Here is a 23,555-nt window from a genome sequence, read left to right as displayed (position 1 = left end):
TAATTCACTAGGTAGAAATGAGCCTTCCTGCAAAAGGCCTGCAGAAAAGGAAAAGTTGGGGGTGGCGAGTACCCCCAACAACTCTTTGCAGTTTGGATTAGCGCTCGATGCGTTCGCCCGTTTCGGGGTCGAAATGGTGTGCATTTTTCGCATCAAAGGAGAGAAGGACTTCCTCGCCGCGCTGTGGAGTGCGGCCCTTGTCAGCGCGGGCCACGAAGCGCTTCTCGCCCACATTGATATAGACGAAGGACTCGGCGCCGAGTTCCTCGACGATGTCGACGGTGCCGGGGATGCCGACCGGGCCGTCGATGATGCGCATGTCTTCTGGGCGAATACCGATGCGGCCACCGTCGTAGTCAAAGATATTCATCGCAGGCGATCCGATGAAGCCGGCGACGAATTCGTTGACCGGGGCGTCGTAAAGCTCACGCGGGGACGCCACCTGCTGCAGGACGCCATCTTTGAGCACAGCAACGCGATCACCCATGGTCATCGCTTCAACTTGGTCGTGCGTGACATAAACCGTGGTGGTGCCGAGGCGTTGCTGCAGGCTGGCTAGCTCCGAACGGGTCTGCACACGCAGCTTGGCGTCAAGGTTGGACAAAGGCTCATCCATCAAAAAGACCTTTGGATTACGCACGATGGCACGGCCCATGGCCACGCGCTGGCGCTGACCACCGGAAAGATCCTTCGGTTTGCGGTCCAGGTACTCGCTAAGGCCCAAGATATCGGCAGCTTCTTCTACCTTCTTCTTAATCTCATCCTTTGGCATCTTCGCCAGCTTTAGCGCGAAACCCATGTTCTCAGCCACGGTGAGGTGCGGATAAAGGGCGTAGTTCTGGAAGACCATTGCGATATCGCGATCGCCAGGTTCCAAACCGGTGACGTCTTTATCGTCGATCAAGATGCGGCCACTCGAGGTCGGCTCCAAACCTGCAAGCGAACGAAGCGTCGTGGACTTTCCGCAGCCTGAGGGGCCGACCAACACCAAGAATTCGCTGTCTGCGATTTCCAGGTCAAGGTCTTTGACCGTGGGGGCTGCGGCGTTGGGGTAGGTGATGTTGACCTTTTCAAAAGTGACCTTTGCCATGCGCCTACACTAGCACCCCCGCTAAATCACATATGCTGGTTGGCGCCATGAAAAAGCTTATTCCTCTCTTTGTCCCCCTTTTTGTTCTCCCCTTAGCCAGCTGCTCCGGCGCTGCTTCTGAGGACGTTGCCGCACCAATGACCACCGTCGCCGCATCCCAGACTTCTTCCGAATCCGATCAAACTTCTGCCGCGCCGAGTAGCGAGCCGACGAAAGAATCGGAAAAGCCTTCCAGCTCTGCGACACCCGCACCGCGCGATACCACTTTCAAAAAGATCTTCGGTGAGCAGGCTGACGCCAACGCTGCGCGCGGCTATTTGGAAGAAAACGGCCACTTCGATCGCGCCCTTATGAAGGACAGTCTTACTGCCGCGGGGCTTAACATCTCCGATTCTGAGGTCACTGAATATGGCCAGTGGGTTTGTGAATGGGTGGATCCTGAAATTCGCTACACCGTCGTCATGGAAGGCGATGGCCGCTCGCTGACGGGGGATAAGCGTTTTATCTACGACAAGCTCATTGTTGACACCGTGGAATGGCTGCCGGGCAACCGCGGCATAACCATCTCCCCGGAACAGGTGGAAAAGGCGCTGCCGCAGGCAGTCTTGACTAGCTGCTTGGATGAAAGGTCCGCGCAGGAAATCCTGCATAAGCCAAACTGGTTCTAGCCTTTGTGCTGCGTGTAAACTGCATGCGGCATAGTCGAGTACTCTCATAGGGCATGACAGCAGCACTTGATATTGAATGCATTCGTACCGCGCTGGCGGATGACTTTGCTCTAGTTGAATATGTTGAGCAGACCGGCTCAACCAACACCGATCTTATGAAGGCTGAAAACGTTGCCGATGGCACGGTGTTGCTGACCAACGAGCAGTTTTCCGGCAAGGGCCGGTTAGGTCGGACCTGGGTAAGCCCTGCCGGTTCGCAGCTTATTTTTTCTGTTCTTATCCTTCCGGATTCTCTCGAGCACCTAGGCACCCTGCCACTGGCATCGGGCCTGGCCGTCACCGACACCGTCGAGGGCTCCGTTCTGAAGTGGCCGAACGACGTTCACATCAATGGCAATAAGCTCTGCGGCATCCTTGCCGAGGCTGGCCCCGTGGGTGCCGCCTTCAAGTCCGCGCCCAAGATCGAAGTCAGCAAGGCTGAGGTAAACAAGGCGGAAGTAAACAAGGCTGAAGTCAATAAGGCTGAGGTCGCCCCGAAAACGCAGGCCGCGCCTGCGCCTTCCGCGCGCGTGGTTGTGGGCATGGGCCTGAACGTCACGCTTACTCGAGAGCAGCTGCCTATCGAAAAGGCCACCTCGCTCATGCTGGAAGGTCGCGATACGGATCGCACGAAATTGGCGATTGCCCTGCTCAAGAATCTGCGTCGTCGCATCACCCAGTGGGAGAACCAAGACCCACAGCTCATGGCGGATTACCGTGCGGTGTGCTCATCGATCGGCCAGGAAGTTCGCCTTGAAGCGCCGACTGGCGACGTCGTGGGTGTCGTCGAGGGCATTGGCGACGACGGCCGCATCAACGTCGGCGGCGAATATTACTCGGCAGGTGATGTCACCCACCTGCGTCCCGTGCAGTAGTGACTCGTTGCTGCGCTGAGTGGAGTGGCGGGGCGCTTTAAAGCACAATTTGCCAAATAGGGCCCGCCGCAGAGCGTGGTAGGCATTCCTATTTGGCAAATTGCGTCTATTTAGGGGCACTGTCCGCTCATCGGACCGCCGCCTATTCCCTGGGAGACCTCACCGGCAATCGCCTCAGCGACAGTGCCGCCGATGGTGACGGTGTAGGAATCGCCGTTGGTGATTTCAGCCGCGGAATAGGCCACGTTGCTGAAGTCCTTCGCCGTCTCCGGCGGGTATCATGCACCCCTATGGGACTGATGAAGATGGGGCGCGGCGAAGTAGTCCGCGTGGATATGACAGCGCCGTTTCGCGCGCTGATCTTTCCTTTCCTTGAGCTCATCCTCATTACCGGCGTGGCATGGATGGGCATCGGCTGGGCGGATGTCCACGGCCTAGATAGAAACCTGCGTAACGGCATCGTTTTAATCTGGGCGCTGCTATCGCTGTGGCGTTTCGGTATGCCGCTGTACCGCGCGCGCCGGCGCCGCTTCATCGTTACTAACCTGCGCGTTATCGCCCGCGAGGGAGGGCACATTGATTCCATCCCGCTGCAGGATATTCGCGGTGCTAGGCGGCGCCGCGGTGGGATCTCGCTGGCCATCCACGGTTATGAGCGGCCAATGTATTTCTCTTCCATCCCCAGGGCCAAACGCGTAGAAGAAATTCTCAACGAGGCTCCACTATTTTAAGCGGCCGTTGCTTTAAACGGCGGTTGCAGCCGGCTATTTGCGGATCTCGCCGTGAATCCTACTTCTTGACTTCGGTTGTATGCAGCTGTTGGTCAAGGTCAGCCGGGGCGAGGTTGGCTTGCTTGAATTCCTGGGTAAGCGGCAGCCGCATTTCAAGATCCGTGCCGGGGCAGAGCTCGATGGTGGCTTCGTCGACGACGTAGTCCAGTACGTGCCCGCCGGAGCAACGCGCGGCGTCGATAAAGTGAACGTGGCAGCCTGGCACCGAGATTCCCTTTTCAAACACTGGGGTGCGGAAACCACCGATGATGCCCTCGACGTTTTCAAAGTACAGCTCCTTATCGCCGCCCACCGCCTGCGCCATGGGCGGGTAGGGCTTGGACTGTTTGACCACGGTGCGCGTGCGCACTGACTCGAAGCGCCCCGTTATCCGCACCGCGTACATGTAGTTGGCGGAAGGCTCGACTTCATCGACGAAGGCCGAAAGCTCTTCGCGGCGCATTCCGCGCGGTGCTTGCACTTTGATGCGGGGTACGAAATTGGTGGCCACCGCAAAGGGCGTTCCCTGGTCCAGGTCCGCGATGGTGGCAGTTCCGTCGCCGCGCAGCTGGTAACAGATGCCGTCGAGAATCAACATTTCGCCGTCGAGCGCATCGAAGGTACCGATGCCAAAGTTGCCCTTGCCGAGCAGCTCACCAATGGTCATTTCGCCGTCATAAATGCCGTCCAACAGAGCGGCCAGGAGGGAGTTCTGGAAGATGGTATGCCTGACGATCATAAGGTTAAGGCTAGTATTGGATGGGTGAGTCATACAGCAAAGCCCATCGTTACCGTTTATGGCGACGGCCAGCTCGCACGCATGATGCAGCCGGCTGCCGCCGAGCTCGACATCCACCTGCGCATTCTTGCCTCCTCGCAGGAGCAGTCCGCAGCGCAGGTCATTCCAGACGTGGTCTTGGGTGATTACCATGCCTACGAGACGCTGGTTTCTGCAGCCAAAGATGCCGATGCGCTGACCTTCGAGCACGAGCACGTGCCCACCGAGCACGTGCAAGCGCTTATCGACGCCGGCTATAACGTCCAGCCGCAGCCTTCCGCGCTCCTGTATGCCCAGGACAAACTCTTTATGCGCCAAAAGCTGGCGGAGCTGGGCGCACCGGTTCCGCGTTTTGCACAAATCGCCTCTGTTGAGGATGCGCGTAATTTTGCCGAGCTTGTAGAAGGCCGCGTTTGCTTGAAGGCGCGTCGCGGTGGATACGACGGCCACGGCGTGTGGTTCCCCGCTGCAGAGGAGCTGGATTCCCTGGTCGCTGAGCTTCTGGAAGCCGGCACGCCTTTGATGGTAGAGGAGAAGGTTAACCTCACCCGCGAGCTCTCGGTTCTAGTCGCCCGCCGTCCTTCCGGTGAGGTGAAGGCTTGGCCGATTACCCAATCCGTGCAGCGTGATGGAATCTGCGCCGAGGCCTTCGCACCCGCGCCGGGCCTGAGCCCAGAGCTGGCGCAGCGCGCCGCCGAGGTCGGCGAGCTAGTGGCCACCCAGCTAGGAGTGACAGGCGTGCTGGCAGTTGAACTCTTTGCTTACTCCGTCGCTGAAGTGGACAACTGGGGTAGCGCGGCCTCGGCTGCCGCAGCCTCCGCTGCTGGTTTCCCAAGCGATGGGGCAGTAGAAGATATTGCTGTAAATGAGCTCGCGATGCGTCCGCACAACACGGGGCACTGGACCCAGGACGGTTCCGTTACCTCTCAGTTCGAGCAGCACCTACGCGCAGTCTTGGATCTGCCGCTCGGTGAGACCACAGCGCTTGCTCCCGTAACCGTCATGGCTAACGTCCTTGGTGGCCCGGAAGATCCAGAAATGCCAATGCCGCAACGCGTACGTGCCGTGATGGAGCGTTACCCGCAGGCCAAGATTCACCTTTATGGCAAGGATCACCGCGCCGGCCGTAAGATTGGCCACGTCAACGTCGTGGGTGAGGACGTCGAGCAAACCCGCCACATCGCGGCAGACGCTGCGCACTTCCTCGTGCACGCGGCCTGGCTCTAAAAGCTCTGCCTGCATAATTGTTCCGCAGATTCCCGCAACCTTCTTGCTGCCCCCAGTAACAACCACCTAGGAGAAGATATGGAACCGCTCGTTGGCCTCATCATGGGCTCTGATTCAGATTGGCCTACCGTAAAACCTGCTGCCGAAGTCTTGGCGGAGTTCGGCGTGCCTTTCGAGGTGGGCGTCGTCAGTGCACACCGCACTCCAGAAAAGATGCTCTCTTATGCCAAGGACGCGCATAAGCGTGGCCTGAAGGCCATCATCGCCTGCGCCGGCGGTGCTGCGCACCTGCCGGGCATGGTTGCTGCGGCGACTCCGCTTCCGGTCATCGGCATTCCGCGCGCGCTGAAGGACTTGGATGGCCTGGACTCTTTGCTGTCCATCGTGCAGATGCCCGGTGGCGTGCCGGTGGCGACCGTGTCTATCGGCGGCGCTAAGAACGCGGGCCTTCTTGCCGTTCGTATCCTCGGCGCAGGGGAACCCGAACTAACCGAGAAGATGGCGCAGTACCAAGAAAATATGGCCGCCGAGGTGGAGAAGAAGGACGCAAACCTGCGCGCCCAGCTGCTGGGGGAATAGGCGATTTCCTGGAGCTACCGCCCTTAGGAGAACTGCCGGGCGGTGGAAACGCGGGGGATATAAGAGGTAGGAATCTTTACCCCGGTCGGTGTTGTGTTATGCGTAATCGCCTTGGTCAGGTGCTGGACTGCTAGCCGGCCCAGCGCCGCCATGTCCTGGTCCACCACCGAGATCGGCACCGGTTGCAGGCGGAAGAGATTTAAGTCGTCGTAGCCCACCAACGCGATGTCTTCACTGATGGCCTTGCCGGCGTTATAGCAGGCGGCCAGCGCACCAGCCGTCATCATGGAATCACCCGCCACGATGGCGGTAACGCCCTTTTCAAAGAGCTCTAGTGCTCCCACGTAGCCGTCCTTGCGGCGGAAGCCGCCTTGTGCATAATGCGTGGAAAACTCGCTGCTTGCACCGCGGAAGACTTTCAGCCGCTGCCTGCCCGTAGAAGTTTGCTGCGGGCCTGGAATATAGCCGACCACGCGGTGACCCTTTTGACGCAGCTGCGTTAATGCCGCGAACATGCCCGGGCGCGGGTCTGAGGCAACGGCAGGGAAGGGCGGCAGCTCGCGGTCGATGAGCAGCAGCGGCCGGGATTTCGCGGCGTCTTTTAGCGCTGCTTCGGCGCCTTCAACCGGGACGGTGATGATGCCGTCTACCTGCCGCCATGTCAGTGCGTCGAGTGCTTTGGCTAAGTGCTTAGGTGACTCAGAGCAGGTGGTCATGATGGCGGCGATGCCAACGCGCTCGGCCTCGGCCTCAATCGCGGCAGCAATGAGTGCGAAATAAGGATCCGCCAGGTTCGGAATCACCACGCCGATAGCATCGGAGCGTGAACCGCGCAGCGCGCGTGCCTGCGCATTTGGGCGATAGCCCAGTTGCTCGGCCGCAGCCTTGACCTTTTGCGTGGTCGCCGGAGAAATCGCAGGGTGATTGGCCAGCGCGCGGGAGACGGTGGAGATGGAAACCCCCGTGGCCGCGGCGAGGTCCTTCAAAGTCGGTGTGGCCACGGAAGTCCTTTCTCAATTAGGCTTTTGCACTATGTTCGGCCCTAGCTTAGTCCCCATTTTGGTCCTTGGAGCCCGCGTGCAAGGCGGAGTGCCTGGCCCCATGCTTGAGCGCAGGCTCGAGCACGCATTTCGTATTTGGAGGGGACAAGACATCATCGTCTCCGGTTATGGCGAGGCCGAAGTCATGGCCGAGTATTTGGTGGGCAGGGGAGTCCCGCGCGAGAAGATAATCGTCGAGCCACGTGCCACGAGCACTAATGAGAACCTCGAAAATGCCTATGCGATGAGCAAGCCGCCTTACTTCGATGTAGTCACCAGTGATTTCCATGCACTGCGTACCAAGCTGTGGTCGTGGCACCTCGGAATCCCGATTCGCGTGCATCCTGCTTTCACGCCATGGGCGCTAAAACCAGAAAACTATTTGCGTGAGGTCCTTGCCACTCCGCACTCCGCGGCACGGATTATGTGGCGCCGTTTATTACCAGTCATCAGCGCTTTTGGACGTTAGCAAATTCATTATGCAAGTTTATGCAAACGTTTGACTAGCGTTTGAGCAGCGTCTTAACCTAAGCCACGTAGTGAGTTACACACGGAAAAGGAAGGCCTTAGGTTATGACCAGTCAGGCACCTACTTACCGGATAGCGCATGGCGCATACGAGGCGGAAATTGCCAGCTTCGGCGGCGGTATTAAATCGCTGACCTTCGTCGGCGAGCCGCTGGTGGAGACTTATCAGGATCTCCCGCCCATGTGCGCCGGCGTAGTTCTTGCCCCGTGGCCTAACCGCACTGCAGATGGTCGTTTTAACTGGCGGGGGAGCGTTTACTGTCTGCCCGTCAACGAGCCTGAGCGCAACAACGCCATCCATGGCTTTGTATGCGACAAGGCTTGGGAATTAAAGCGCTACTGCGTGAACCAAGTTCAGCTCACCACCCAGATCGAGGCCCCTTGGCCGTGGCCCATTCAGCTCACCGCCACTTACAGCCTCGATCAAACTGGGCTTCACGCCCGCTTTGAGGCCCGCGCGGAGCAGGATTGCCCCTTCGCGTTTGGCCTTCATACCTATCTTTCTGCCCGCGGCGCGGCTGCCGACGCCTCAATTCTTAGTCTCGGCGTCACCGAACACCACCTTCTTGATACCCGGAACTTGCCCACGGGCGTGGTGGAAAGCGTCGTCGTCAAGCAGCAGCGTATCGCTGACGTGGCTTGGGATGATTGCTTCCGCGGACAGGGGCCCCTCACGGCGGATTACGTTTCCGCAGGCAAAGGCGTTCGCCTTGCAATGGGGCCGGGCCTTGACTGGGTACAGATGTATACCCCGGACAACTACCCCGGCCGCGGCCGTGCACTCGCAGTGGAACCCATGAGCGCTCCACCGAACGCACTGCGCAGTGGCATCGACCTTGCCGAAATTAACGCACATCAACCGATTGCCTACGAGCTCCGCTTGAGCGCAATCTAGTAAAGAAAGCTCTCCACATGGAACCTTCAGTATTGAGACTCGACGCAACCTGGGTGGACTACCTGCTCGTTGCCTTGTACTTCCTCTTCGTCCTGGGAATCGGCTGGGCTGCCAAAGCCCGCGTTTCCTCCTCCATCGACTTCTTCCTCTCCGGCCGCGGACTGCCCGCATGGGTGACCGGCCTGGCATTCGTTTCGGCGAACTTGGGCGCGGTGGAGATCATCGGTATGTCCGCGAACGGCGTGGAGTATGGCTTCCAGACCATGCACTATTTCTGGATCGGCGCTATCCCGGCCATGGTGTTCCTGGGCATCGTGATGATGCCGTTCTACTACGGCTCCAAGGTGCGTTCCGTGCCAGAGTTCATGCGCAAGCGCTTCGGTAGCGCGGCGCACCTGGTCAATGCCATTTCTTTCGCCGTAGCCCAGCTGCTTATCGCAGGCGTGAACCTGTACCTGCTGGCCACCATCGTCGAGGCTCTGCTGGGCTGGCCTATGTGGGTCGCGCTCGTTGTTGCCGGCATCATCGTCCTGTCCTACATCACCCTGGGCGGCTTGTCCGCTGCCATCTACAACGAGGTGCTGCAGTTCTTCGTCATCATCGCTGCGCTGGCACCGCTGACGATTATCGGCCTGAACCGCGTCGGCGGCTGGCAGGGGCTGAAGGATTCCGTGGCGAACGATTCCCACTTCCACACCTGGCCGGGCACTGATATATCCGGCTTCGAGAATCCGGTCTGGTCCGTCATCGGCATCGTCCTGGGCCTAGGCTTCGTCCTTTCCTTCGGTTACTGGACCACCAACTTTGTCGAGGTCCAGCGCGCCATGGCATCGGAGTCGATCTCTGCAGCGCGCAAGACGCCAATCATTGGTGCTTTCCCGAAGATGTTCGTGCCCTTCCTCGTGGTTATCCCGGGCATGGTTGCCTCCGTCTCCGTCGCTGACTTGATGGAAGAGACCGCCAAGCCAAACGACGCCATCCTGCTGCTGATGCGCGACCTGCTCCCGAACGGCCTTTTGGGCGTCGCAATTGCGGGCCTGCTCGCTTCCTTCATGGCCGGAATGGCCGCCAACATCTCGGCCTTTAACACCGTTATCTCTTATGACATTTGGCAGACCTACGTGGTTAAGGAGCGCGAGGATGGCTACTACCTGAAGTTCGGCCGCATCGCGACCGTCGTCGCCACCGGCGTGGCCGTCTTTACCGCACTTTTGGCCCAGAACTTCGGCAACGTCATGGACTACCTGCAGACGCTGTTCGGCTTCTTCAACGCTCCGCTGTTCGCCACCTTCATCCTGGGCATGTTCTGGAAGCGCATGACCCCGCACGCAGGTTGGTCCGGCCTCGTTGCAGGTACCGCATCTGCAATTACCTTCTGGTACATCGCAACCTTTACTGACGCAACGGCTTCCATCTTCAACCTGCCAGGCCAGGGCACCGCATTCGTGGCCGCCGGCGTGGCATTTACGGTAGATATCATCGTCTCCATCATCGTCACCATGTTTACTCAGCCGAAGCCGGACGAGGAGCTCGTGGGCTTTGTTTCTTCCGTTACGCCGAAGGACCACTTCGAGGATTACACCGAGAAGAACCTTCCGTGGTACAAGCAGACCGTTCCGCTCGGCGTCATCTGTTTGGTCATTGCAATCGGCCTGAACGTCATCTTTGCCTAAAGGAGCAACCATCATGACTCAAAAGACTTCTCCTCAGCATGCAGGCGCTTTCGATCTCCGCAACGTTATCGGTGCCCTGCTTGGCCTCTACGGCATCGTGCTTATCATCTGCTCCTTTGCCCTCGACCCAGGCGTAAACCCGGAAACCGGTATGGCGAAGGATTCTTCCGACAACCTCTGGGCGGGCATCGCCATGGCAGCCGTAGCAGCAGGTTTCATGCTGTGGGCTAAGCTGCGCCCCATCATCGTTGACCCTTCCAAGATCGACGAGTCGAAGCTGACGGAGGCCAAGTAATGGTAGAGATCACCAAGGCGACGCTTGCCGACGGCCGCGAAATCATCTACTTCGACGACACCCCACACACCGATCGCGTCCTAGAAGACAGCCGCGATCTGCCGCAGGTCACTCCGGCCTCAGAGATGCGCCGCGATCCGCTCACTGGTGACTGGGTGGCTTTTGCCGCTCACCGCATGAACCGCACGTTCATGCCGCCAGCCAACGAGAACCCGCTCGCCCCAACGCTGCCGGGCCAGCTGCCTACGGAGATTCCCTCGCCTTCTTATGACGTCGTTGTCTTCGAAAACCGCTTCCCGTCCTTTGCCATGGGCATGGAGGATTACGAGGAAGACGTAGACGAGATGGGCCTGGTCCCGCGCAAGCCTGCCAAGGCGCGCTGCGAGGTGGTCTGCTTTACTTCTGACCCGGAGCTGAGCTTCAAGGATCTCCCGGTCAGCCGCATCCGCACCGTGATCGAGGCGTGGGCACACCGCACCTCTGCGCTGTCTGCGCTGCCTGAGGTGGCCCAGGTTTTCCCTTTTGAAAACCGCGGCGCCGAAATCGGCGTGACCCTGCAGCACCCACACGGTCAGATCTATTCCTACCCGTTCCTCTCGCCGCGCATGCAGGCTATCGTGGCCAGCTCCCAGGCCTACGAGGGCGATCTTTTCCAGGACATCTTGGACAAGGAACGCGAGGCGGGAACGCGCATCATTGCCGAGACCGAGCACTTCACCGCGTTCGTCCCAGCTGCCGCGAAGTGGCCGCTGGAGGCCATGGTCATGCCAAACGAGTACGCGGCTGATTTCACCGAGCTTTCCAGCGCGCAGCGCGACGACCTCGCCGCCCTGCTCAAGAAGCTGTATACCGCTGTGGACCGTTTCTTCGACGGCGTGGAAAAGACCCCGTACATCGCTGGTTGGAACCTCGCGCCGGCCGACCCTACGCTGCGCGGGGACGTGCGCATGCACCTGCAGCTGTTTTCGCTGATGCGCTCGCCGAACCGCATGAAGTACCTCGCCGGCTCGGAGTCCGCGCAGGCAGTGTGGATCAATGACACGACCCCGGAGCGCATCGCCGCCCGTTTCAAGGAGGTCTGGGATGCTTAACTGGATTTCCACTCGCTCCGACGCCGCGCTTGCCGACGCCGCGACCGCACTCTTCCGCTCCAACTTCGACGCTGCACCGGCTGGTGTGTGGGCCGCGCCGGGCCGCGTGAACCTCATCGGCGAGCACGTCGATTATGCCGGCGGCGCCTCGATTCCTTTCGCGCTGGAGCAGAACACGGCCGTGGCCGTGGCTCCGCGTTCGGATGGGCTCGTGCGCATCGCCTCGGAGTTTGGCGGCCAAGTCCGCCGCGTGGACGTTTTTCTGGATGAGGTTGGCCCGGGTTGGGCCAACGGTACCCCGGATGCCTGGGCGGGCTACGTCGCCGGCTCCGTGTGGGCGAGCCTCGAGGACGGCGTCATAGCCTCCTGCGAGGGCCTCGACATCGCGATTGTCTCTGACGTTCCGGTTGGCTCCGGTCTCTCCAGCTCCGCGGCGTTGGAGTGTTCGGTGGCGGTGGCGGCCTACGAGCTTTCGACAGGCCACGCGCCTGACGACGCCGCCCGCACCCGCCTGGTTCTCGCCTGCATGCGCGCGGAGAACGAAGTCGTGGGCGCCTCGACGGGTGGCTTGGACCAGAACGCGAGCCTCTTCGGGGAGAAGGGCAAAGCGCTCGTCTTGGACTTCTCCACGGGTGAGGTGCGCCGCGTGCCGTTCAACATTGCTGAGCGCGACATGGTGCTGCTGATTGCGGACACCAACGCCCCTCACTCTTTGAACGACGGCCAGTACGCTTCCCGCCGCGGCGTCATCGATGCGGTTCAGTCTGCATTGGCGGGCTCTGAGGCCCGCGGCGGAACTATCCGCGATATTCCCGATGCCGTTGCGGATGCCACCCGGTGGGCAAGGGAAGTTGGAGAGGATGAAGGCGTCGTTAAGCGCCGCGTCGCCCACGTCGTGGAGGAGACCGCCCGCACCTTGGAAGCTGCCTCCGACTTGGAGGCCGGCAACCTTGACCGTTTCCGGGAGCTCATGCGCGATAGCCACATCTCGCTGCGCGACCAGTACGAGGTCACCACGCCGGAGCTGGACTGCGCGTTCGTGGCGGCCGGTGAGGTGGGCGCGCGTATGACTGGGGGCGGTTTCGGTGGCGCGGTGATTGTGCTGGTCAAGCGTGCCGATGTGGAGTCGACGGCGGAGGCAATCGCTGCTGCCGCGGCTGAGCGCGGCTTCCCGGCGCCGACCTTCCTTGTGGCCAGCCCTGGCGACGGCGCGCGCCGAATCGCCGGTTAAGCCTCCTACTGGCGGCTGGAAAACCTTTCTGGTCGCCTGTAATAAACGCGGCGGTAGTGCAACTAACTAGGTGAACATCAACTTCCTAGTTAAGGAGTCATCATGAAAAAGACCCTCGTTGCTGCTACCGCCGCTTGCGCTATTTTGGCTGGTGGTGGCGCTGCAGTTGCTACCGGCTTCAACCCGTTCAGCGAGGATGCGAAGACCACCGCTGGCACCCAGCTGACCAGTACTGTTGACGGTCAGCTGGGGCCGGGCCAGGAGCTGCTTATCGCGGCAAACTGCCCGGGCACTCGCGCGAACCTGACCACGTCGTGGGGTGCGACGACGGTGATGTCGCCGGCAGCTGACCTTGGCCAACTGGTGGGCTACGTAACCGCGCCGGACAACATCGGCCCCGGTCCTGCCGACGGCTACCACACCTACACCGTGACCTGCGATTCCGGTGAGACCGATACCTTCACCTTCGCGTCCGGCGGAAACGGCGGTCACTAGCGCCCCGCGCGGCCTGGCCTCCGCTCTGACCTCCGCGGCCCCGCGCGGCCTGGCTTCCGCTCTGGCCTTCACTCTGACCCTCGCCTTCTGAGGTTTCCGCACGTCCCAGACTGGTCCCATTGGTTGGCTCCCATTGGTTGGGTTTCTTTAGGGGGTAATGAAACCCAATGGGCCGTATTCGTCGCCAACGCTTCTCGTAAAGGGACCATTAGAGGGAAACCCGTAGAGGGGGACCAACACGAAAGCGTCGAAAACAGCCCCGCAAACGCAGTCTTTCCAACCAGCGCCAGTAGACGAGCCAAGCGAAGCCGTACCAGCTCAAACCGAAGCTAACGAGCCAGAGTCAACAGAGGCGGATGGCAAGTTTTACCTATTTTCTTGGTGGAAAGCTGGCCTGTCAGCGTTTTCCTTTTAATCGGATTTACTGGCTTTAGCGCGGCCCCAGGAACCAGTCTCTTCTTTATTATCCCGTCGGCGTGGTACCTGTTAATGTCCGTCATCTATCGCGATAAGCTGCACGAACGCCGTTGGCTGTGGGCGGTGGCGTTTGCCTGCCTGATCATCTTTTGGCGGCTAAGCCTGAAGCTTGGCCAGCGCCTTGGTGATGCCCTCCTGCAGCGTGGCCCGCGACTGCTTCATCGGATGCGCAATCGCACGCAGCCCCATGTACGCAATCTGGTCCGCCGCGCGGTTGAGCGGATCGCCCGCATGGCCAAGCACGCGGCGGATTTCCACCTCGCATTCGCCCTCGACGTCGTTCCAGGCCTGCTGGAAACGCGACCGCGCACCTGACGTTACGCCGCGCCACGTCCGCCGCGAGCGCACCGCCTTCGACTGCTTATTGCGTAACTGCTCCACTGCTTCGAGCGCCGCGACCGAGTCGCTTTCAATAATCGCTTTCTTTGCACCCACCTTGAGCAGGTACTTCAGCGCTAAGGTCAGCGACTCCAGCTCGAGCTCGTCAGTACCCGCCTTAGTCTCGCGGGTGCGCAGCCGGTAGTCGCCATTGCCCGCCACGAAGCACATGGAGCCCTTGAACACGGTGTCGGAGGAGGCGTCGGTAGCAATGCGCACCGTGGCGCCCTCCGGCCATGATGACGCCTGCGAGAAGTTTGGCCACCAATGTGCCTTCGGGGTCTCTACCTGCGTGGACTCTTTCTTCCGCGGCGCCTCGCCCAACTTCTTGGCCTTACGCGCGGTCAGGCCCGCTTCTTTGCGGCGCACAGAGCTCGCGCTTTTCGACGCCCTATTTTCCTCCGCAAAGCTACCCGTCACCGTATAACCGCGCCGTTCCAGCGCCGACCGCAGCGCATTTTGCCGGCGCCCCGTGACAATCCAGACTCGGCCCTTCAGGTTCTTCGTGGCCTTCTCGAATTCGCGGATGGCAATCTCCACCACGTCGCCGCTCTTGGTCTGGCCCTTGCGTATGAAGCGCGTCTGCCTGGTGTTTACTGCGATGACCCAGCCATCAACAGTGCCGCCCGGCGCCGAGTCCCAGCGCTCGTCCCACAGTGCGATCGCCACATGGACCGGTGCGTTCACCATAGAGTCGGTGATCTTCCGGGTGCCATACGTACGGGACTGCGTGCCGGTGAGCGCGCTGAGTTCGAGCGGTTCCATCGTCTACTAGTAAACCATCTGCGCCCGACACCAAGCTGCTCGGACTCAACCCGGCGCTAGCGGTCGGCCTGCTAATGCTGATCCTCGCGAGTCAGCAGACCGACGTCGACGCTGCAGGCATGGCCGCCTCTCTGGTCAAGACAGTGCTGATTCCGGTTAAAGAAAAAGTCGCGCACTAGTCTGTAATAATTCCGAGCCTGCTGCAACATACTCTATGTGAAGTATGTTCCAGCAGGCTCGTGGAGTTTTATTTGTCCGTCTTAACCTTGCCCGGCGCGCGAAAGCGGGAGTTCTCCCGGCATTTTCGCGCGCATTATCCTGCCGTCTTGGCGTTCTTACGGCGTCGCGTGCCGCAGGAGTACGCTGAGGAGCTGGCTGCCGACGTCTTCGCGCGCGCCTGGGCCAACTTCGACACCCTGACAGGGGAGAACCCGCTGCCATGGCTCTATGGCATCGCCCGCAACGTGATGCGCGAGTTCTATCGCTCGCGCCGAGAGTTCGAAAACCTCGACGACTTCGACGGCGCCCTTTCCGACGAATCCGCCGCCGTTGACTTGTCCCTCGACATCAACCGCGCCCTGCTGCAGCTTCCTTATGCCGAGCGCGAGATCCTCACTCTCTTCGCCTGGGAGGAGCTCACGCAGGCCGAGATCGCCGAGGTCCTCGGCATCACCCCTAACAACGTCCGCGTGCGCCTGCACCGCGCCCGCACCCACCTTTCCGAGCTCACCGGAGGCCACGATGACTGATCCGCTTTCCCAATTGCGCGCCGCAAATCCGGTGCCAGACGCTGCGCTTGACGACGCCGCCCTTACCCGCTCCGAGGCGGTCCTCAGCGGCATCGTCGATTCGGGGTCACGCACGCCGTGGACGGCCGTGGCCGCGGGCGTCGGTGTCTTAGCTTTGGTCGGCGGGGTCATCCCGTTTGTGAACCGCAGCGAGCCGGTCGCCGTGGCGGAGGTGCTCACGCACGCGGGCGCGGCTGCCGCCGCGCAGCCCGACGCCGCGGACAAGGGCGTGACCTCAAAGGAGTACCTCAAGCGCGTGGACACCGATGGCTCGTCTACTGTCACGACCGAGTATTCGGTGGGCGTCGACGGCACCGTGAACATCTCCTCCCAAGGCGAGCTGCCAGGGTTCGACCCGCAGCCGGCCATCCCCGCAGAAGACCTCATGGCGGCCACCGACCGCGCTGGGCTAGAAGCTCTTGCGGATCGTTTCCCCAACCGCGCCCTCGGCGCGCTGCAGCTGCTGCTGCAGCCGGGTTTGAGCAGCGAGCAGCAGAAGATTGTCTACGACATCCTGGCCGCCACCGACGGCAACGACCTGGCTTCGACCTCGCAGGGCTCCGACGACGGCGTGGGGGAGGACGGACTCATCAGCGTCATTCGCGACGCTGACCACATCAGCTTCTCCATCCTTCCAGCAACCGGTCAGCTGGTCCGCGTGGTCGGTCTGGTCGGCCCCAACGTGACCACCACCGTGGAGGCCACAGCCATCTTGGGCTGCGTGTCCGTCACCGGCCTGGAAGGCCCCGACAGCATTTCGCTGGCCTGCGGTGATAACAACTACCTGGTCAATGACCTCAAGTGGTCCAACTGGGGCGCCGATGAGGCCACGGCTGAGGGTACGGCCGTGGAAAACGACTGCGACCCCTTCTGTGCGGAGGGCAAGTTTAAGCAGACGCCGGTGCGGGTGGTCGTCGACAAGCGTGAAGCGTGTGGCTACAACGCCAAGGTGTACTCGCGCATCCGTGTCATCTACCCGGACCACGAAGAGGTCGAGGAGATCGGCTGCGCGTAGCGGCTAGGTCAGCTGGCGGAGCGTGAACTGCCCGTACATGTCACCGAGCTCCTCGGCGGTGTACGGGCCATCGGGGCTAAACCACGTGGCCACGCCGATGCCCATGTCGATGAGCGCCCAGCAGGCAATCTTGAGGTTCTCGGCTTGGAAGCTGCCCTCGTCGACGACGTTCATCCAACGCGCCACATAGTCGCGGCGCAGCTGCAGGACCACGGACTTGTGGGGGTCTTCGAGGTTGTTGAGCTCGTTGTTGACCACGCGGACGCGCTTGGCGTGGGTGGCGTGGAAGATGACGTGTGCGCGCATCGTGGCGAGGATTTTTTCCTCGGAACCCGTGACCCCGGCGAGCGCCGCGGCGTTGGCACGAAGGAGTTCCTCCATGGCGGAGACGGTGACCTCGGCGAGCAGCTCTTGCTTGGACTTGTAGTGGTTGTAGAGGCTCGATGCCCGCATGCCCACTGCCTTTGCGATGTCTTCCATGCCGGTGCCGTGGAAGCCGCGCTGGTCAAAGAGGTCAAGGGCGGCGGTGGCGATTTGGTCGCGGCGCTTCTGGTTAGCCATGGTGGTGTGCCTTTCGCTGGGTACGTTCTCTTGACAGGCGGTGAGGCGTGTATCACAATAGCAGACTAATAGTGATTCGTTTCGGAGGCCCGCAATGTCCAATAATCTCTTTGATTCTACAACTGACTTTCTCGGCGCGTTCGACGGCATCAGTGCCCAAGACGCCGAGGTCTGGGCACGTGCTCGCTCGTTTCGTGAAGATTGCCTTCCGGTTATCAATGAGCATTGGGAGAAAAGCGAATACCCCCTCGAACTTGTGCGCCGCTTAGGCGAGCTCGACCTCATGACGGACGGCCTTGACGTTCCTGGCCACGAGTCCATGACCTCACTCGGCGCGGGTTTGGCGCTCATGGAGGTCACGCGTGCCGACGCCTCGATGGGCACTGTCGTTGCCGTGCAGGCCGGCCTGGCTATGCGCTCCATCGCGATGCTTGGCTCGGAGGAACAGCGCTCCCGCTACCTGCCAGCGATGGCGTCGTGTTCGCTGCTCGGCGCGTTTGGTCTGACGGAACCGTTGCACGGTTCTGACTCCATTGCACTGGAGACCACCGCGGTCCGCGACGGCGATTCCTGGGTTCTCAACGGCGAAAAGAAATGGATCGGCAACGGTGCTTCCGGTGGCGTGACCGTGATTTACGCCCGTATGGAGGACGGAAACGTGGGTGGCTTCATCGTTCCGCAGGACGCGCCGGGCTACTCGGCCACGGTGATTACCGGCAAGCTGTCACTGCGCGCTATCCACCAGGCGCACATCGTCTTGGAGGATTGCCGCATTCCTGCCTCCAACCGGTTGCCCGGCTGCCAAACGTTTAAGGACGTCTCCCGCGTGCTGACTGCAACGCGCATCGGCGTCTCGTGGATGGCGTTGGGCTCGGCCGTGGCTTGCTATGAAACCGCGCGCAACTACGTCATGGAGCGCGTCCAGTTCGGCCGTGAGCTGGCAAAAGCGCAGATCATCCAGCAGCGCTTGGCCAACATGGTGCTGGACCTCAACCAGATGATGCTGACCTGCCGCGAGGTTGCCGCCCGCGAGGAGGCCGGCACGCTCACCCCGCCGCAGGCTTCCGCGGCGAAGCTGCACAACACCCGCGCTGCGCGACGCATTGCTTCCGACGCCCGCGACATGCTCGGCGGCGTGGGCATCCTGCTAGAAAACGACATCGCGCGCCACTTTGCCGACATCGAGGCCATGCACACCTATGAGGGAACCGACACCGTGCAGAGCCTCATCATGGGCAAGGTCATTACGGGTTTCTCGGCCTACAAGTAGCAGCCTGCCCGCGCCCCGCTTGGCATGCGTGCCGCCTAGCGCTCTCGCACCTCGCTTGGCGCTCTCGCACCTCGCTTGGCGCTCGCTCCACCCCTTACCGGGTTTGGTCCCATTGGTTGGGTTTCTTTAGGGGGTAAAGAAACCCTTAGGAGCCATTGCGCGGGAGTCGGTTCTCGTAAAACTACCCAACCAATGGGACCGCTAGAGGAGGACCAAATCGCGGCAGCTGAAACCGCCCATTCGCCAGTAAGAGGCCAGCCGCTGAGGCACCAGCCGGCAGACGGCCTCGAAAGCGCCAACTCCCCCTAGGGAACACTGCTTCTATCTGCACAAATACAGAGTTATCCACAGGCAAAAAATTGACTCTAGACACGGGCGCACGCGCTTGGCGAACATTGTTGTATGACTCAAACACAACGACTCATTCACTTACGTCCACTGTCCAACGATCACCACGTGTGGGAGCAAATAGCCAATGGCGAGCTTCTGCGAATAGCGCCCTGGGTCGCAACCCCGCGGGATTACTTCGAGCAATTACCCACTTACGAACGCCAGCGCCTCAAAGTGATTGCCGCGGGCAAAAGCGTGCACAAAGCCATCATGATAGGAAAGTCAGCAGCCAGGCTATGGGGCCTTTGGGTCCTCCCGCCTTTCGACGAAAAGATTGAAATGGCCAGGCAGTCCAAATCTCTGCCAGTAAAGACGAAGATTCCAGCCGATTACGAATACCGCAAGACGCACCTGCCAGACAACATGATTTCCAAGCAGCTCGGCACCCGTTGCACAACTGTGGCACGAGCGTGCATCGACATCGCAAGGCACCATTCCTTCGAAGAGGGACTCGTTGCCATGGATTCGGCGCTCGCGAAGGAACTCACCACGAAGGACGAGCTGCGCCGCACGCTGATCGCCATGGGTCGCGTGCACGGTGCCCCGCAGGCGCGGAAGGCGATTGAGCACGCCATCGCGCATTCGGAATCGCCTTTCGAGTCCTACTTTCGAGGCATCGCCATCGCGGAGAAGCTGGGAGAGAAGGTGGTTGCGCAGTACTTCATTCCGCCGAACTTCCGCGCAGACACATGCATTGACGACGCCGTCGTGATCGAGATCGACGGTGCCGTCAAATACGACGGCTCGTCGTTTGGCAAGAGTGCCGAGCAAACAATCGTGGAGGAGCGACGACGCGAGAAGCTGATTCAGAACCGTGGCTTCATCGTGCTGCGATACAGCCCACGGGAGCTACTCACGGAGAGAGCCCGTGTCGTGCGGGAGGTGCGCCAGGCGCTGGAAGCTGCCCAACAGCGAGGATGGTCCCAGTCTACTGGTCCCTTTACGAGTAAGAAGGCCGGCTAAAACCCGCTAGGTGGTCCCTTTACCCCGTAAAGGGACCCAACCTATGGGACCAATCCGAAAGAATGGTTGGGACGGGCCCCGGCTGACCAGCGGCCCGACCGGTGGGGGACAGGTCCGCGGGCTAGTTGTGCAGCGGCTTACGCGTCGCCGCCATGTGCTTGGCGCGCTCGACGTTCGCGGGCAGTAACACCAGCGGCACGTCGAACTCCACCTCACGTTCGGCGAACTGGTTAAAGCTCAGCGAGCCCTCACCGGTGTACATCTGCGCCAACTTTGCTGCGATGACGTGGTCGTTTTCAGTGGCATTCTCCAGGGGCCACTCGCGGTCGAGGGCAGGGCCGGAGTAAAGGTCAATCGCGTCATCGGCAGGTGGGGCGTAGCCCTCAATGAGCGACTCCGTCTCCGCGATGGCACGCGCCAGGACGTGGTCAGGGGACATCAATACGACGTCGTCTGCCGCGAGGAAGCCCTGTTCCTTGGCCACGAAAGCGTTGGGGAAGGGCTTGGTCGAGGTGATGAAGTCGAAGGCTTTCTGGTGGTAGTCGGCCACGCCAGCTGCGCGGAGACGCTCCAGCGCGGATATGGTGCCCGACCAGCCCGGATAGAGACCCACGTTGAGCTCTGGGAAAGCCAGCTGGCTATCTGCGTGCGCCACGATTCGGTCGCAGGAAAGGGCTAGCTCTAAGCCGCCGCCCAGGGCAACACCGCGCACCGCCGCGACCACGGGAACCGACGCGAACTTCAGCTGGCGCAGCGTGTTTGAGCCGTCTGCAATGAGCTCTTTGACGCGTTCAGCAGAGCCGGACTCACCAGCCGCGGCAATCGAAGCCAAGTCCGCGCCCGCGCAGAACACCGGTGCATCGTTGCCCACGACTAGCGCCTGCAAGCCGTGTTCGTCTACCGCAGAGACCGCAGCACGAATGACCTCAAGAGCGGTGGAAGGCAACGAGTTCATCGGGGTATGGAAATCCACGATGCCGATTCGTCCCGCTTCGGTTTCTAAAGCATGCACCGCGCCGGCGGGCAACGACACCACGGTCTCCAGCGGCAGCGAACGCAGACTCTCGACGCCCTCGCGGGCAGGCAGTGGCTGCAGCTTGCCGTCAGCGCTAAGCACCTGACCGTCAGCAAAGAATCCACCTGCCTTGGCTGCCGCGTCTACCAACGCCGGCACGTCGTCACCGTAGGCGGAGGCAACCCACTCGATGCCGATGGCGTCGGCAAGCGCGAAGATGCCCTTCTTCCAGCCGAAGCCGAGGGTGAGGCCGTCGTCGATAAGCCCGACGTGCGCGGCGATTTCCGGCGCTACCTCGCAGCAATAGCGCAGCGTATCGAGGAAAACCGCGCGGGCAAAGCGGCCGCCCGGCGAATCTGTGTCCATGACCTCGCGCGGATCCTTGAGCCCTATGACTGGGTCGTCCGGTTGGGTGCGTGCCACGTACTCATAGTCGGAGTTGATGACCTCGTCGCGCCCGCGGTAGAAGCCGCCTTCGCCAGTGCGCCCGGTCAAACCGCGCTCGACCAGACCCGCGATGAAAGCATCCTTGCCGAGCGGAACCTTCAACATCGGGTCGTTGGCAGGCAGCGCGGTTTCTAATGAGTTCCAGATAGGCCCCACCAACTGCAGGCCGATGTAGTCGAGTAGCCCGAAGATGCCGGTGCGGGGGATGCCGAAGGCGCGGCCGAAGGAGGCGTCGGCAAGCTCGTAGCTCACGCCGAACTCGCGTGCAAGGGCAACGCCGGCTGCCATCCAATAGCAACCCACACGGTTGGCAATAAAACCCGGGGTATCGCGGCACTCGAGCGCAATCTTGCCCAGGGTTTGTTCGATAGTCGAGCGCAGCGTGGCCTCGGTCTCGCCGGAAGCGATGAGCTCGACTAAGCGCATGACCTTGGGCGGATTGAAAAAGTGAGTGATGGCGAAGCGCTCCTGGCGTGCGACCGGAACGCCGTCCTTGAGGCGAGCGAGCGGGAGGGTGGAGGTATTCGAGCTGAGAATCGCTGAAGGCTTCAGATGCGGCTCGATGGCTTGGTACAAGGAGTGCTTGGCTCCCAGGTCCTCGAAGATAGCCTCGATGATCCAATCGCGGTCTTCTAACAACGCATAGTCGGCGGAAACGCGCACGCGTTCGGTGTCTTGGGGGAGATAAAAGCCGCGGCGCTTCAACTGTATATCGACGCCTTTCTGCGCGGACTCGGCGTTTTGATCGAGCAGGACGACGTCGAGGCCTGCCGACGCACATAGCGCCGCGATGCCCGAGCCCATGGAACCCGCTCCGATGACGGCAACCTTTGTGATTGACATTTACTTCGCTCCTTCGTTCTCTATGATCAGCGCGATGCCTTGCCCGCCGCCGATACACATGGTGACCAGGCCATATCGCTTTTCTAGGCGGCGCAGCGCATAAGCCAAGCGGGTGACAAGTATGACGCCGGTGGCGCCAACCGGGTGGCCGTGGGCGACGGCACCGCCGTAGATGTTCGTCTTAGCCGGGTCGAAACCAAGCTCGTCCTGCACCGCGATGGCCTGGGCAGCAAAGGCTTCGTTGGACTCGATGAGATCGATATCGTCCAGCTTTAGGCCGGCTTTGTTCAGGGCCTTCGGCGCCGCGGCGATGGGCCCCAGGCCCATGCGGGTGGGGTCGACGCCGGCGATGGACCAGCTGACGATCTTCGCCAGTGGCGTCAGCGCCCGCGACTCCAGCTCCTCTTGGCCTGTGAGCACCACTGCGGCCGCGCCGTCGTTAATGCCGGAGGCATTGCCTGCGGTTACGGTCCCATCCTTGGCAAAGGCCGGCTTGAGACGCGCCAGCTTGTCGACGCTCGTCTGCCTCACGTGTTCATCAAAATCCAGGTCGCCTACGGGGACCAGTTCCTCGGCTTGGATGTTTTCTGCTTGCGCCGCCGCGGCGCGGCGCTGTGATTCCGCTGCGAACTCGTCCTGGCGCTCGCGGCTAATACCGTAGTCACGGGCAATATTTTCTGCCGTTACACCCATGTGGCCTGTCCCGAAAGGACAGGACAGCGCGCCGGTGAGCCAGTCGTAGAGTTTGCCGTCACCCATCTTCTTGCCGCTGCGCATTCCGTCGACGGAATAGGGCGCCTGGCTCATGGACTCGACGCCGGCGACTAGGGCGGTGGTGCCGTCACCAGATTGCAGAAGCTGGGCCGCGGAGATAATTGCCTGGACACCTGAGCCGCACAAACGGTTGACTCCGAGCGCGGTTGAGGAGTCCGGCATCCCAATGCCGAGGGCTATTTTGCGGCCGATGTAGAGATCGCTCGGAACTACCGGCAGGACGTTGGAAGCCACTGTCGTATCGATGTCTGCGGCCGGAATTCCCGAACGGTCAATCGCTTCGCGAGAAGCGAGCGTGCCGAGTTCCGTCAGTGATAGACGAGAGAGACTGCCACCGAATTTACCGATGGGCAAGCGTGCCGCGCTGGCGATGTAGACATTCTTGGTCATGTGTAGCCCCTAAGAATACGAATCACTATTAGTTAAAGATGAATCCTAGGTCACAATTCTGGAATGTGCAATGGTGTATTGGAAATAAAGTTGGTGGGCTGGGGTAGAGGGGGTACCTGCCCATAAGGCTGTGAACTGCAGATTTAGAGTGAATGACCGTTTTTCTTTCCAAATTGTTCAACAACACCTTAAGATGATGCACATCA

At 60.9% G+C, this 23,555-nt stretch carries 24 protein-coding genes; 16 read left to right on the top strand and 8 right to left on the bottom strand.

The window, feature by feature from the left end; genetic code table 11:
- Positions 1–97 precede the first annotated feature (97 nt).
- Positions 98–1,090 (bottom strand): ABC transporter ATP-binding protein, encoded by a 993-nt coding sequence (locus HMPREF3169_RS02010; protein WP_070455549.1) that lies wholly within the window; start codon positions 1,088–1,090, stop codon positions 98–100.
- Between the two features lie 47 nt (positions 1,091–1,137).
- Between HMPREF3169_RS02010 and HMPREF3169_RS02005 the strand changes: the two genes are divergently transcribed.
- Positions 1,138–1,758 (top strand): hypothetical protein, encoded by a 621-nt coding sequence (locus HMPREF3169_RS02005; protein ID WP_070455573.1) that lies wholly within the window; start codon positions 1,138–1,140, stop codon positions 1,756–1,758.
- Positions 1,759–1,811: 53 nt separating this feature from the next.
- Positions 1,812–2,672: a biotin--[acetyl-CoA-carboxylase] ligase gene (locus HMPREF3169_RS02000; RefSeq protein ID WP_070455548.1), complete on the top strand. Its 861-nt coding sequence runs from the start codon at positions 1,812–1,814 to the stop codon at positions 2,670–2,672.
- Positions 2,673–2,782: 110 nt separating this feature from the next.
- Here HMPREF3169_RS02000 and HMPREF3169_RS13495 read toward each other — a convergent pair whose 3' ends face one another.
- A complete protein-coding gene (locus HMPREF3169_RS13495; protein ID WP_256381211.1) occupies positions 2,783–2,917 on the bottom strand; it encodes a hypothetical protein in 135 nt (44 codons plus the stop codon).
- A 45-nt stretch (positions 2,918–2,962) separates the two neighbouring features.
- Between HMPREF3169_RS13495 and HMPREF3169_RS01995 the strand changes: the two genes are divergently transcribed.
- Complete coding sequence (locus HMPREF3169_RS01995) at positions 2,963–3,403, top strand: hypothetical protein (RefSeq protein ID WP_061920775.1); 441 nt, start codon at positions 2,963–2,965, stop codon at positions 3,401–3,403.
- Between the two features lie 58 nt (positions 3,404–3,461).
- Here HMPREF3169_RS01995 and budA read toward each other — a convergent pair whose 3' ends face one another.
- Complete coding sequence (budA, locus tag HMPREF3169_RS01990) at positions 3,462–4,181, bottom strand: acetolactate decarboxylase (protein WP_070432374.1); 720 nt, start codon at positions 4,179–4,181, stop codon at positions 3,462–3,464.
- On the opposite strand from budA, the gene HMPREF3169_RS01985 reads away from it, so the two are divergent.
- Positions 4,167–5,447, top strand: coding sequence for a 5-(carboxyamino)imidazole ribonucleotide synthase (locus tag HMPREF3169_RS01985; RefSeq protein WP_070455547.1), 1,281 nt, complete (start codon positions 4,167–4,169; stop codon positions 5,445–5,447). The genes budA and HMPREF3169_RS01985 overlap by 15 nt on opposite strands.
- 78 nt (positions 5,448–5,525) lie before the next feature.
- Positions 5,526–6,026, top strand: coding sequence for a 5-(carboxyamino)imidazole ribonucleotide mutase (purE, locus tag HMPREF3169_RS01980; RefSeq protein ID WP_061920781.1), 501 nt, complete (start codon positions 5,526–5,528; stop codon positions 6,024–6,026).
- A gap of 23 nt (positions 6,027–6,049) precedes the next feature.
- Here the strand turns inward: purE and HMPREF3169_RS01975 are convergent, their stop codons facing one another.
- Complete coding sequence (locus tag HMPREF3169_RS01975; RefSeq protein ID WP_070455546.1) at positions 6,050–7,027, bottom strand: LacI family DNA-binding transcriptional regulator; 978 nt, start codon at positions 7,025–7,027, stop codon at positions 6,050–6,052.
- Between the two features lie 31 nt (positions 7,028–7,058).
- Here HMPREF3169_RS01975 and HMPREF3169_RS01970 point away from each other — a divergent pair, with 31 nt between their 5' ends.
- The 7 genes from HMPREF3169_RS01970 to HMPREF3169_RS01940 all read left to right on the top strand — a co-directional run bounded on the left by HMPREF3169_RS01970 (position 7,059) and on the right by HMPREF3169_RS01940 (position 13,273).
- Complete coding sequence (locus HMPREF3169_RS01970; RefSeq protein ID WP_070455545.1) at positions 7,059–7,535, top strand: YdcF family protein; 477 nt, start codon at positions 7,059–7,061, stop codon at positions 7,533–7,535.
- A gap of 104 nt (positions 7,536–7,639) precedes the next feature.
- A complete protein-coding gene (locus HMPREF3169_RS01965) occupies positions 7,640–8,488 on the top strand; it encodes an aldose epimerase family protein (RefSeq protein ID WP_070455544.1) in 849 nt (282 codons plus the stop codon).
- A 17-nt stretch (positions 8,489–8,505) separates the two neighbouring features.
- On the top strand, positions 8,506–10,161 hold the full coding sequence (locus HMPREF3169_RS01960) for a sodium:solute symporter family protein (RefSeq protein WP_070455543.1): 1,656 nt from the start codon (positions 8,506–8,508) through the stop codon (positions 10,159–10,161).
- A 13-nt stretch (positions 10,162–10,174) separates the two neighbouring features.
- Entirely contained in the window at positions 10,175–10,456 is a 282-nt protein-coding gene (locus HMPREF3169_RS01955; protein ID WP_061920792.1) for an LPXTG cell wall anchor domain-containing protein, read from the top strand.
- A complete protein-coding gene (galT, locus tag HMPREF3169_RS01950) occupies positions 10,456–11,547 on the top strand; it encodes a galactose-1-phosphate uridylyltransferase (RefSeq protein ID WP_061920794.1) in 1,092 nt (363 codons plus the stop codon). The genes HMPREF3169_RS01955 and galT overlap by 1 nt, the downstream gene beginning before the upstream one ends.
- Positions 11,540–12,778, top strand: coding sequence for a galactokinase (gene galK / locus HMPREF3169_RS01945; protein WP_070455542.1), 1,239 nt, complete (start codon positions 11,540–11,542; stop codon positions 12,776–12,778). The genes galT and galK overlap by 8 nt, the downstream gene beginning before the upstream one ends.
- Positions 12,779–12,880: 102 nt before the next feature.
- Positions 12,881–13,273 (top strand): hypothetical protein, encoded by a 393-nt coding sequence (locus HMPREF3169_RS01940; protein WP_062035737.1) that lies wholly within the window; start codon positions 12,881–12,883, stop codon positions 13,271–13,273.
- Between the two features lie 573 nt (positions 13,274–13,846).
- Here HMPREF3169_RS01940 and HMPREF3169_RS01935 read toward each other — a convergent pair.
- Complete coding sequence (locus HMPREF3169_RS01935) at positions 13,847–14,893, bottom strand: ribonuclease HI (protein ID WP_062035736.1); 1,047 nt, start codon at positions 14,891–14,893, stop codon at positions 13,847–13,849.
- A gap of 251 nt (positions 14,894–15,144) precedes the next feature.
- Between HMPREF3169_RS01935 and HMPREF3169_RS01930 the strand changes: the two genes are divergently transcribed.
- Both HMPREF3169_RS01930 and HMPREF3169_RS01925 read left to right on the top strand, forming a co-directional pair.
- Entirely contained in the window at positions 15,145–15,642 is a 498-nt protein-coding gene (locus HMPREF3169_RS01930) for an RNA polymerase sigma factor (RefSeq protein ID WP_070455541.1), read from the top strand.
- Positions 15,635–16,696: a hypothetical protein gene (locus HMPREF3169_RS01925; RefSeq protein ID WP_061920853.1), complete on the top strand. Its 1,062-nt coding sequence runs from the start codon at positions 15,635–15,637 to the stop codon at positions 16,694–16,696. Before HMPREF3169_RS01930 ends, HMPREF3169_RS01925 begins: the two co-directional genes overlap by 8 nt.
- A 3-nt stretch (positions 16,697–16,699) precedes the next feature.
- Here HMPREF3169_RS01925 and HMPREF3169_RS01920 read toward each other — a convergent pair whose 3' ends face one another.
- Positions 16,700–17,257, bottom strand: a complete 558-nt coding sequence (locus HMPREF3169_RS01920) for a TetR/AcrR family transcriptional regulator (RefSeq protein ID WP_070455540.1) — start codon at positions 17,255–17,257, stop codon at positions 16,700–16,702.
- Positions 17,258–17,351: 94 nt separating this feature from the next.
- On the opposite strand from HMPREF3169_RS01920, the gene HMPREF3169_RS01915 reads away from it, so the two are divergent.
- Together HMPREF3169_RS01915 and HMPREF3169_RS01910 are read left to right on the top strand one after the other, a co-directional pair.
- Positions 17,352–18,527, top strand: coding sequence for an acyl-CoA dehydrogenase family protein (locus HMPREF3169_RS01915; RefSeq protein ID WP_070432380.1), 1,176 nt, complete (start codon positions 17,352–17,354; stop codon positions 18,525–18,527).
- A gap of 402 nt (positions 18,528–18,929) precedes the next feature.
- Complete coding sequence (locus HMPREF3169_RS01910) at positions 18,930–19,880, top strand: DUF559 domain-containing protein (protein WP_070455539.1); 951 nt, start codon at positions 18,930–18,932, stop codon at positions 19,878–19,880.
- Between the two features lie 121 nt (positions 19,881–20,001).
- Here the strand turns inward: HMPREF3169_RS01910 and HMPREF3169_RS13550 are convergent, their stop codons facing one another.
- Both HMPREF3169_RS13550 and HMPREF3169_RS01900 read right to left on the bottom strand, forming a co-directional pair.
- Positions 20,002–22,185, bottom strand: a complete 2,184-nt coding sequence (locus HMPREF3169_RS13550) for a 3-hydroxyacyl-CoA dehydrogenase/enoyl-CoA hydratase family protein (RefSeq protein ID WP_070455538.1) — start codon at positions 22,183–22,185, stop codon at positions 20,002–20,004.
- Positions 22,186–23,349 carry a thiolase family protein gene (locus HMPREF3169_RS01900; RefSeq protein WP_062035729.1) on the bottom strand — a complete coding sequence of 388 codons (1,164 nt, stop codon included), beginning with the start codon at positions 23,347–23,349 and terminating at the stop codon, positions 22,186–22,188.
- Positions 23,350–23,555: the final 206 nt, after the last annotated feature.

This window comes from Corynebacterium sp. HMSC08C04 (assembly GCF_001807495.1).
GTDB lineage: Bacteria > Actinomycetota > Actinomycetes > Mycobacteriales > Mycobacteriaceae > Corynebacterium > Corynebacterium simulans.
The sequence above is the reverse complement of the archived record's forward strand: the minus strand, read 5'-3'. Positions and strand labels throughout refer to the sequence as shown.

Excerpts from the sequence above, each read along its gene's own strand:
- HMPREF3169_RS02010 (WP_070455549.1), bottom strand. The coding sequence starts at position 1,090 with ATGGCAAAGGTCACTTTTGAAAAGGTCAACATCACCTACCCCAACGCC.
- HMPREF3169_RS02005 (WP_070455573.1), top strand. The coding sequence starts at position 1,138 with ATGAAAAAGCTTATTCCTCTCTTTGTCCCCCTTTTTGTTCTCCCCTTA.
- HMPREF3169_RS02000 (WP_070455548.1), top strand. The coding sequence starts at position 1,812 with ATGACAGCAGCACTTGATATTGAATGCATTCGTACCGCGCTGGCGGAT.
- HMPREF3169_RS01995 (WP_061920775.1), top strand. The coding sequence starts at position 2,963 with ATGGGACTGATGAAGATGGGGCGCGGCGAAGTAGTCCGCGTGGATATG.
- HMPREF3169_RS01985 (WP_070455547.1), top strand. The coding sequence starts at position 4,167 with ATGCCTGACGATCATAAGGTTAAGGCTAGTATTGGATGGGTGAGTCAT.
- budA (WP_070432374.1), bottom strand. The coding sequence starts at position 4,181 with ATGATCGTCAGGCATACCATCTTCCAGAACTCCCTCCTGGCCGCTCTG.
- purE (WP_061920781.1), top strand. The coding sequence starts at position 5,526 with ATGGAACCGCTCGTTGGCCTCATCATGGGCTCTGATTCAGATTGGCCT.
- HMPREF3169_RS01970 (WP_070455545.1), top strand. The coding sequence starts at position 7,059 with ATGTTCGGCCCTAGCTTAGTCCCCATTTTGGTCCTTGGAGCCCGCGTG.
- HMPREF3169_RS01965 (WP_070455544.1), top strand. The coding sequence starts at position 7,640 with ATGACCAGTCAGGCACCTACTTACCGGATAGCGCATGGCGCATACGAG.
- HMPREF3169_RS01960 (WP_070455543.1), top strand. The coding sequence starts at position 8,506 with ATGGAACCTTCAGTATTGAGACTCGACGCAACCTGGGTGGACTACCTG.
- HMPREF3169_RS01955 (WP_061920792.1), top strand. The coding sequence starts at position 10,175 with ATGACTCAAAAGACTTCTCCTCAGCATGCAGGCGCTTTCGATCTCCGC.
- galT (WP_061920794.1), top strand. The coding sequence starts at position 10,456 with ATGGTAGAGATCACCAAGGCGACGCTTGCCGACGGCCGCGAAATCATC.
- galK (WP_070455542.1), top strand. The coding sequence starts at position 11,540 with ATGCTTAACTGGATTTCCACTCGCTCCGACGCCGCGCTTGCCGACGCC.
- HMPREF3169_RS01940 (WP_062035737.1), top strand. The coding sequence starts at position 12,881 with ATGAAAAAGACCCTCGTTGCTGCTACCGCCGCTTGCGCTATTTTGGCT.
- HMPREF3169_RS01935 (WP_062035736.1), bottom strand. The coding sequence starts at position 14,893 with ATGGAACCGCTCGAACTCAGCGCGCTCACCGGCACGCAGTCCCGTACG.
- HMPREF3169_RS01925 (WP_061920853.1), top strand. The coding sequence starts at position 15,635 with ATGACTGATCCGCTTTCCCAATTGCGCGCCGCAAATCCGGTGCCAGAC.
- HMPREF3169_RS01920 (WP_070455540.1), bottom strand. The coding sequence starts at position 17,257 with ATGGCTAACCAGAAGCGCCGCGACCAAATCGCCACCGCCGCCCTTGAC.
- HMPREF3169_RS01915 (WP_070432380.1), top strand. The coding sequence starts at position 17,352 with ATGTCCAATAATCTCTTTGATTCTACAACTGACTTTCTCGGCGCGTTC.
- HMPREF3169_RS01910 (WP_070455539.1), top strand. The coding sequence starts at position 18,930 with ATGACTCAAACACAACGACTCATTCACTTACGTCCACTGTCCAACGAT.
- HMPREF3169_RS13550 (WP_070455538.1), bottom strand. The coding sequence starts at position 22,185 with ATGTCAATCACAAAGGTTGCCGTCATCGGAGCGGGTTCCATGGGCTCG.
- HMPREF3169_RS01900 (WP_062035729.1), bottom strand. The coding sequence starts at position 23,349 with ATGACCAAGAATGTCTACATCGCCAGCGCGGCACGCTTGCCCATCGGT.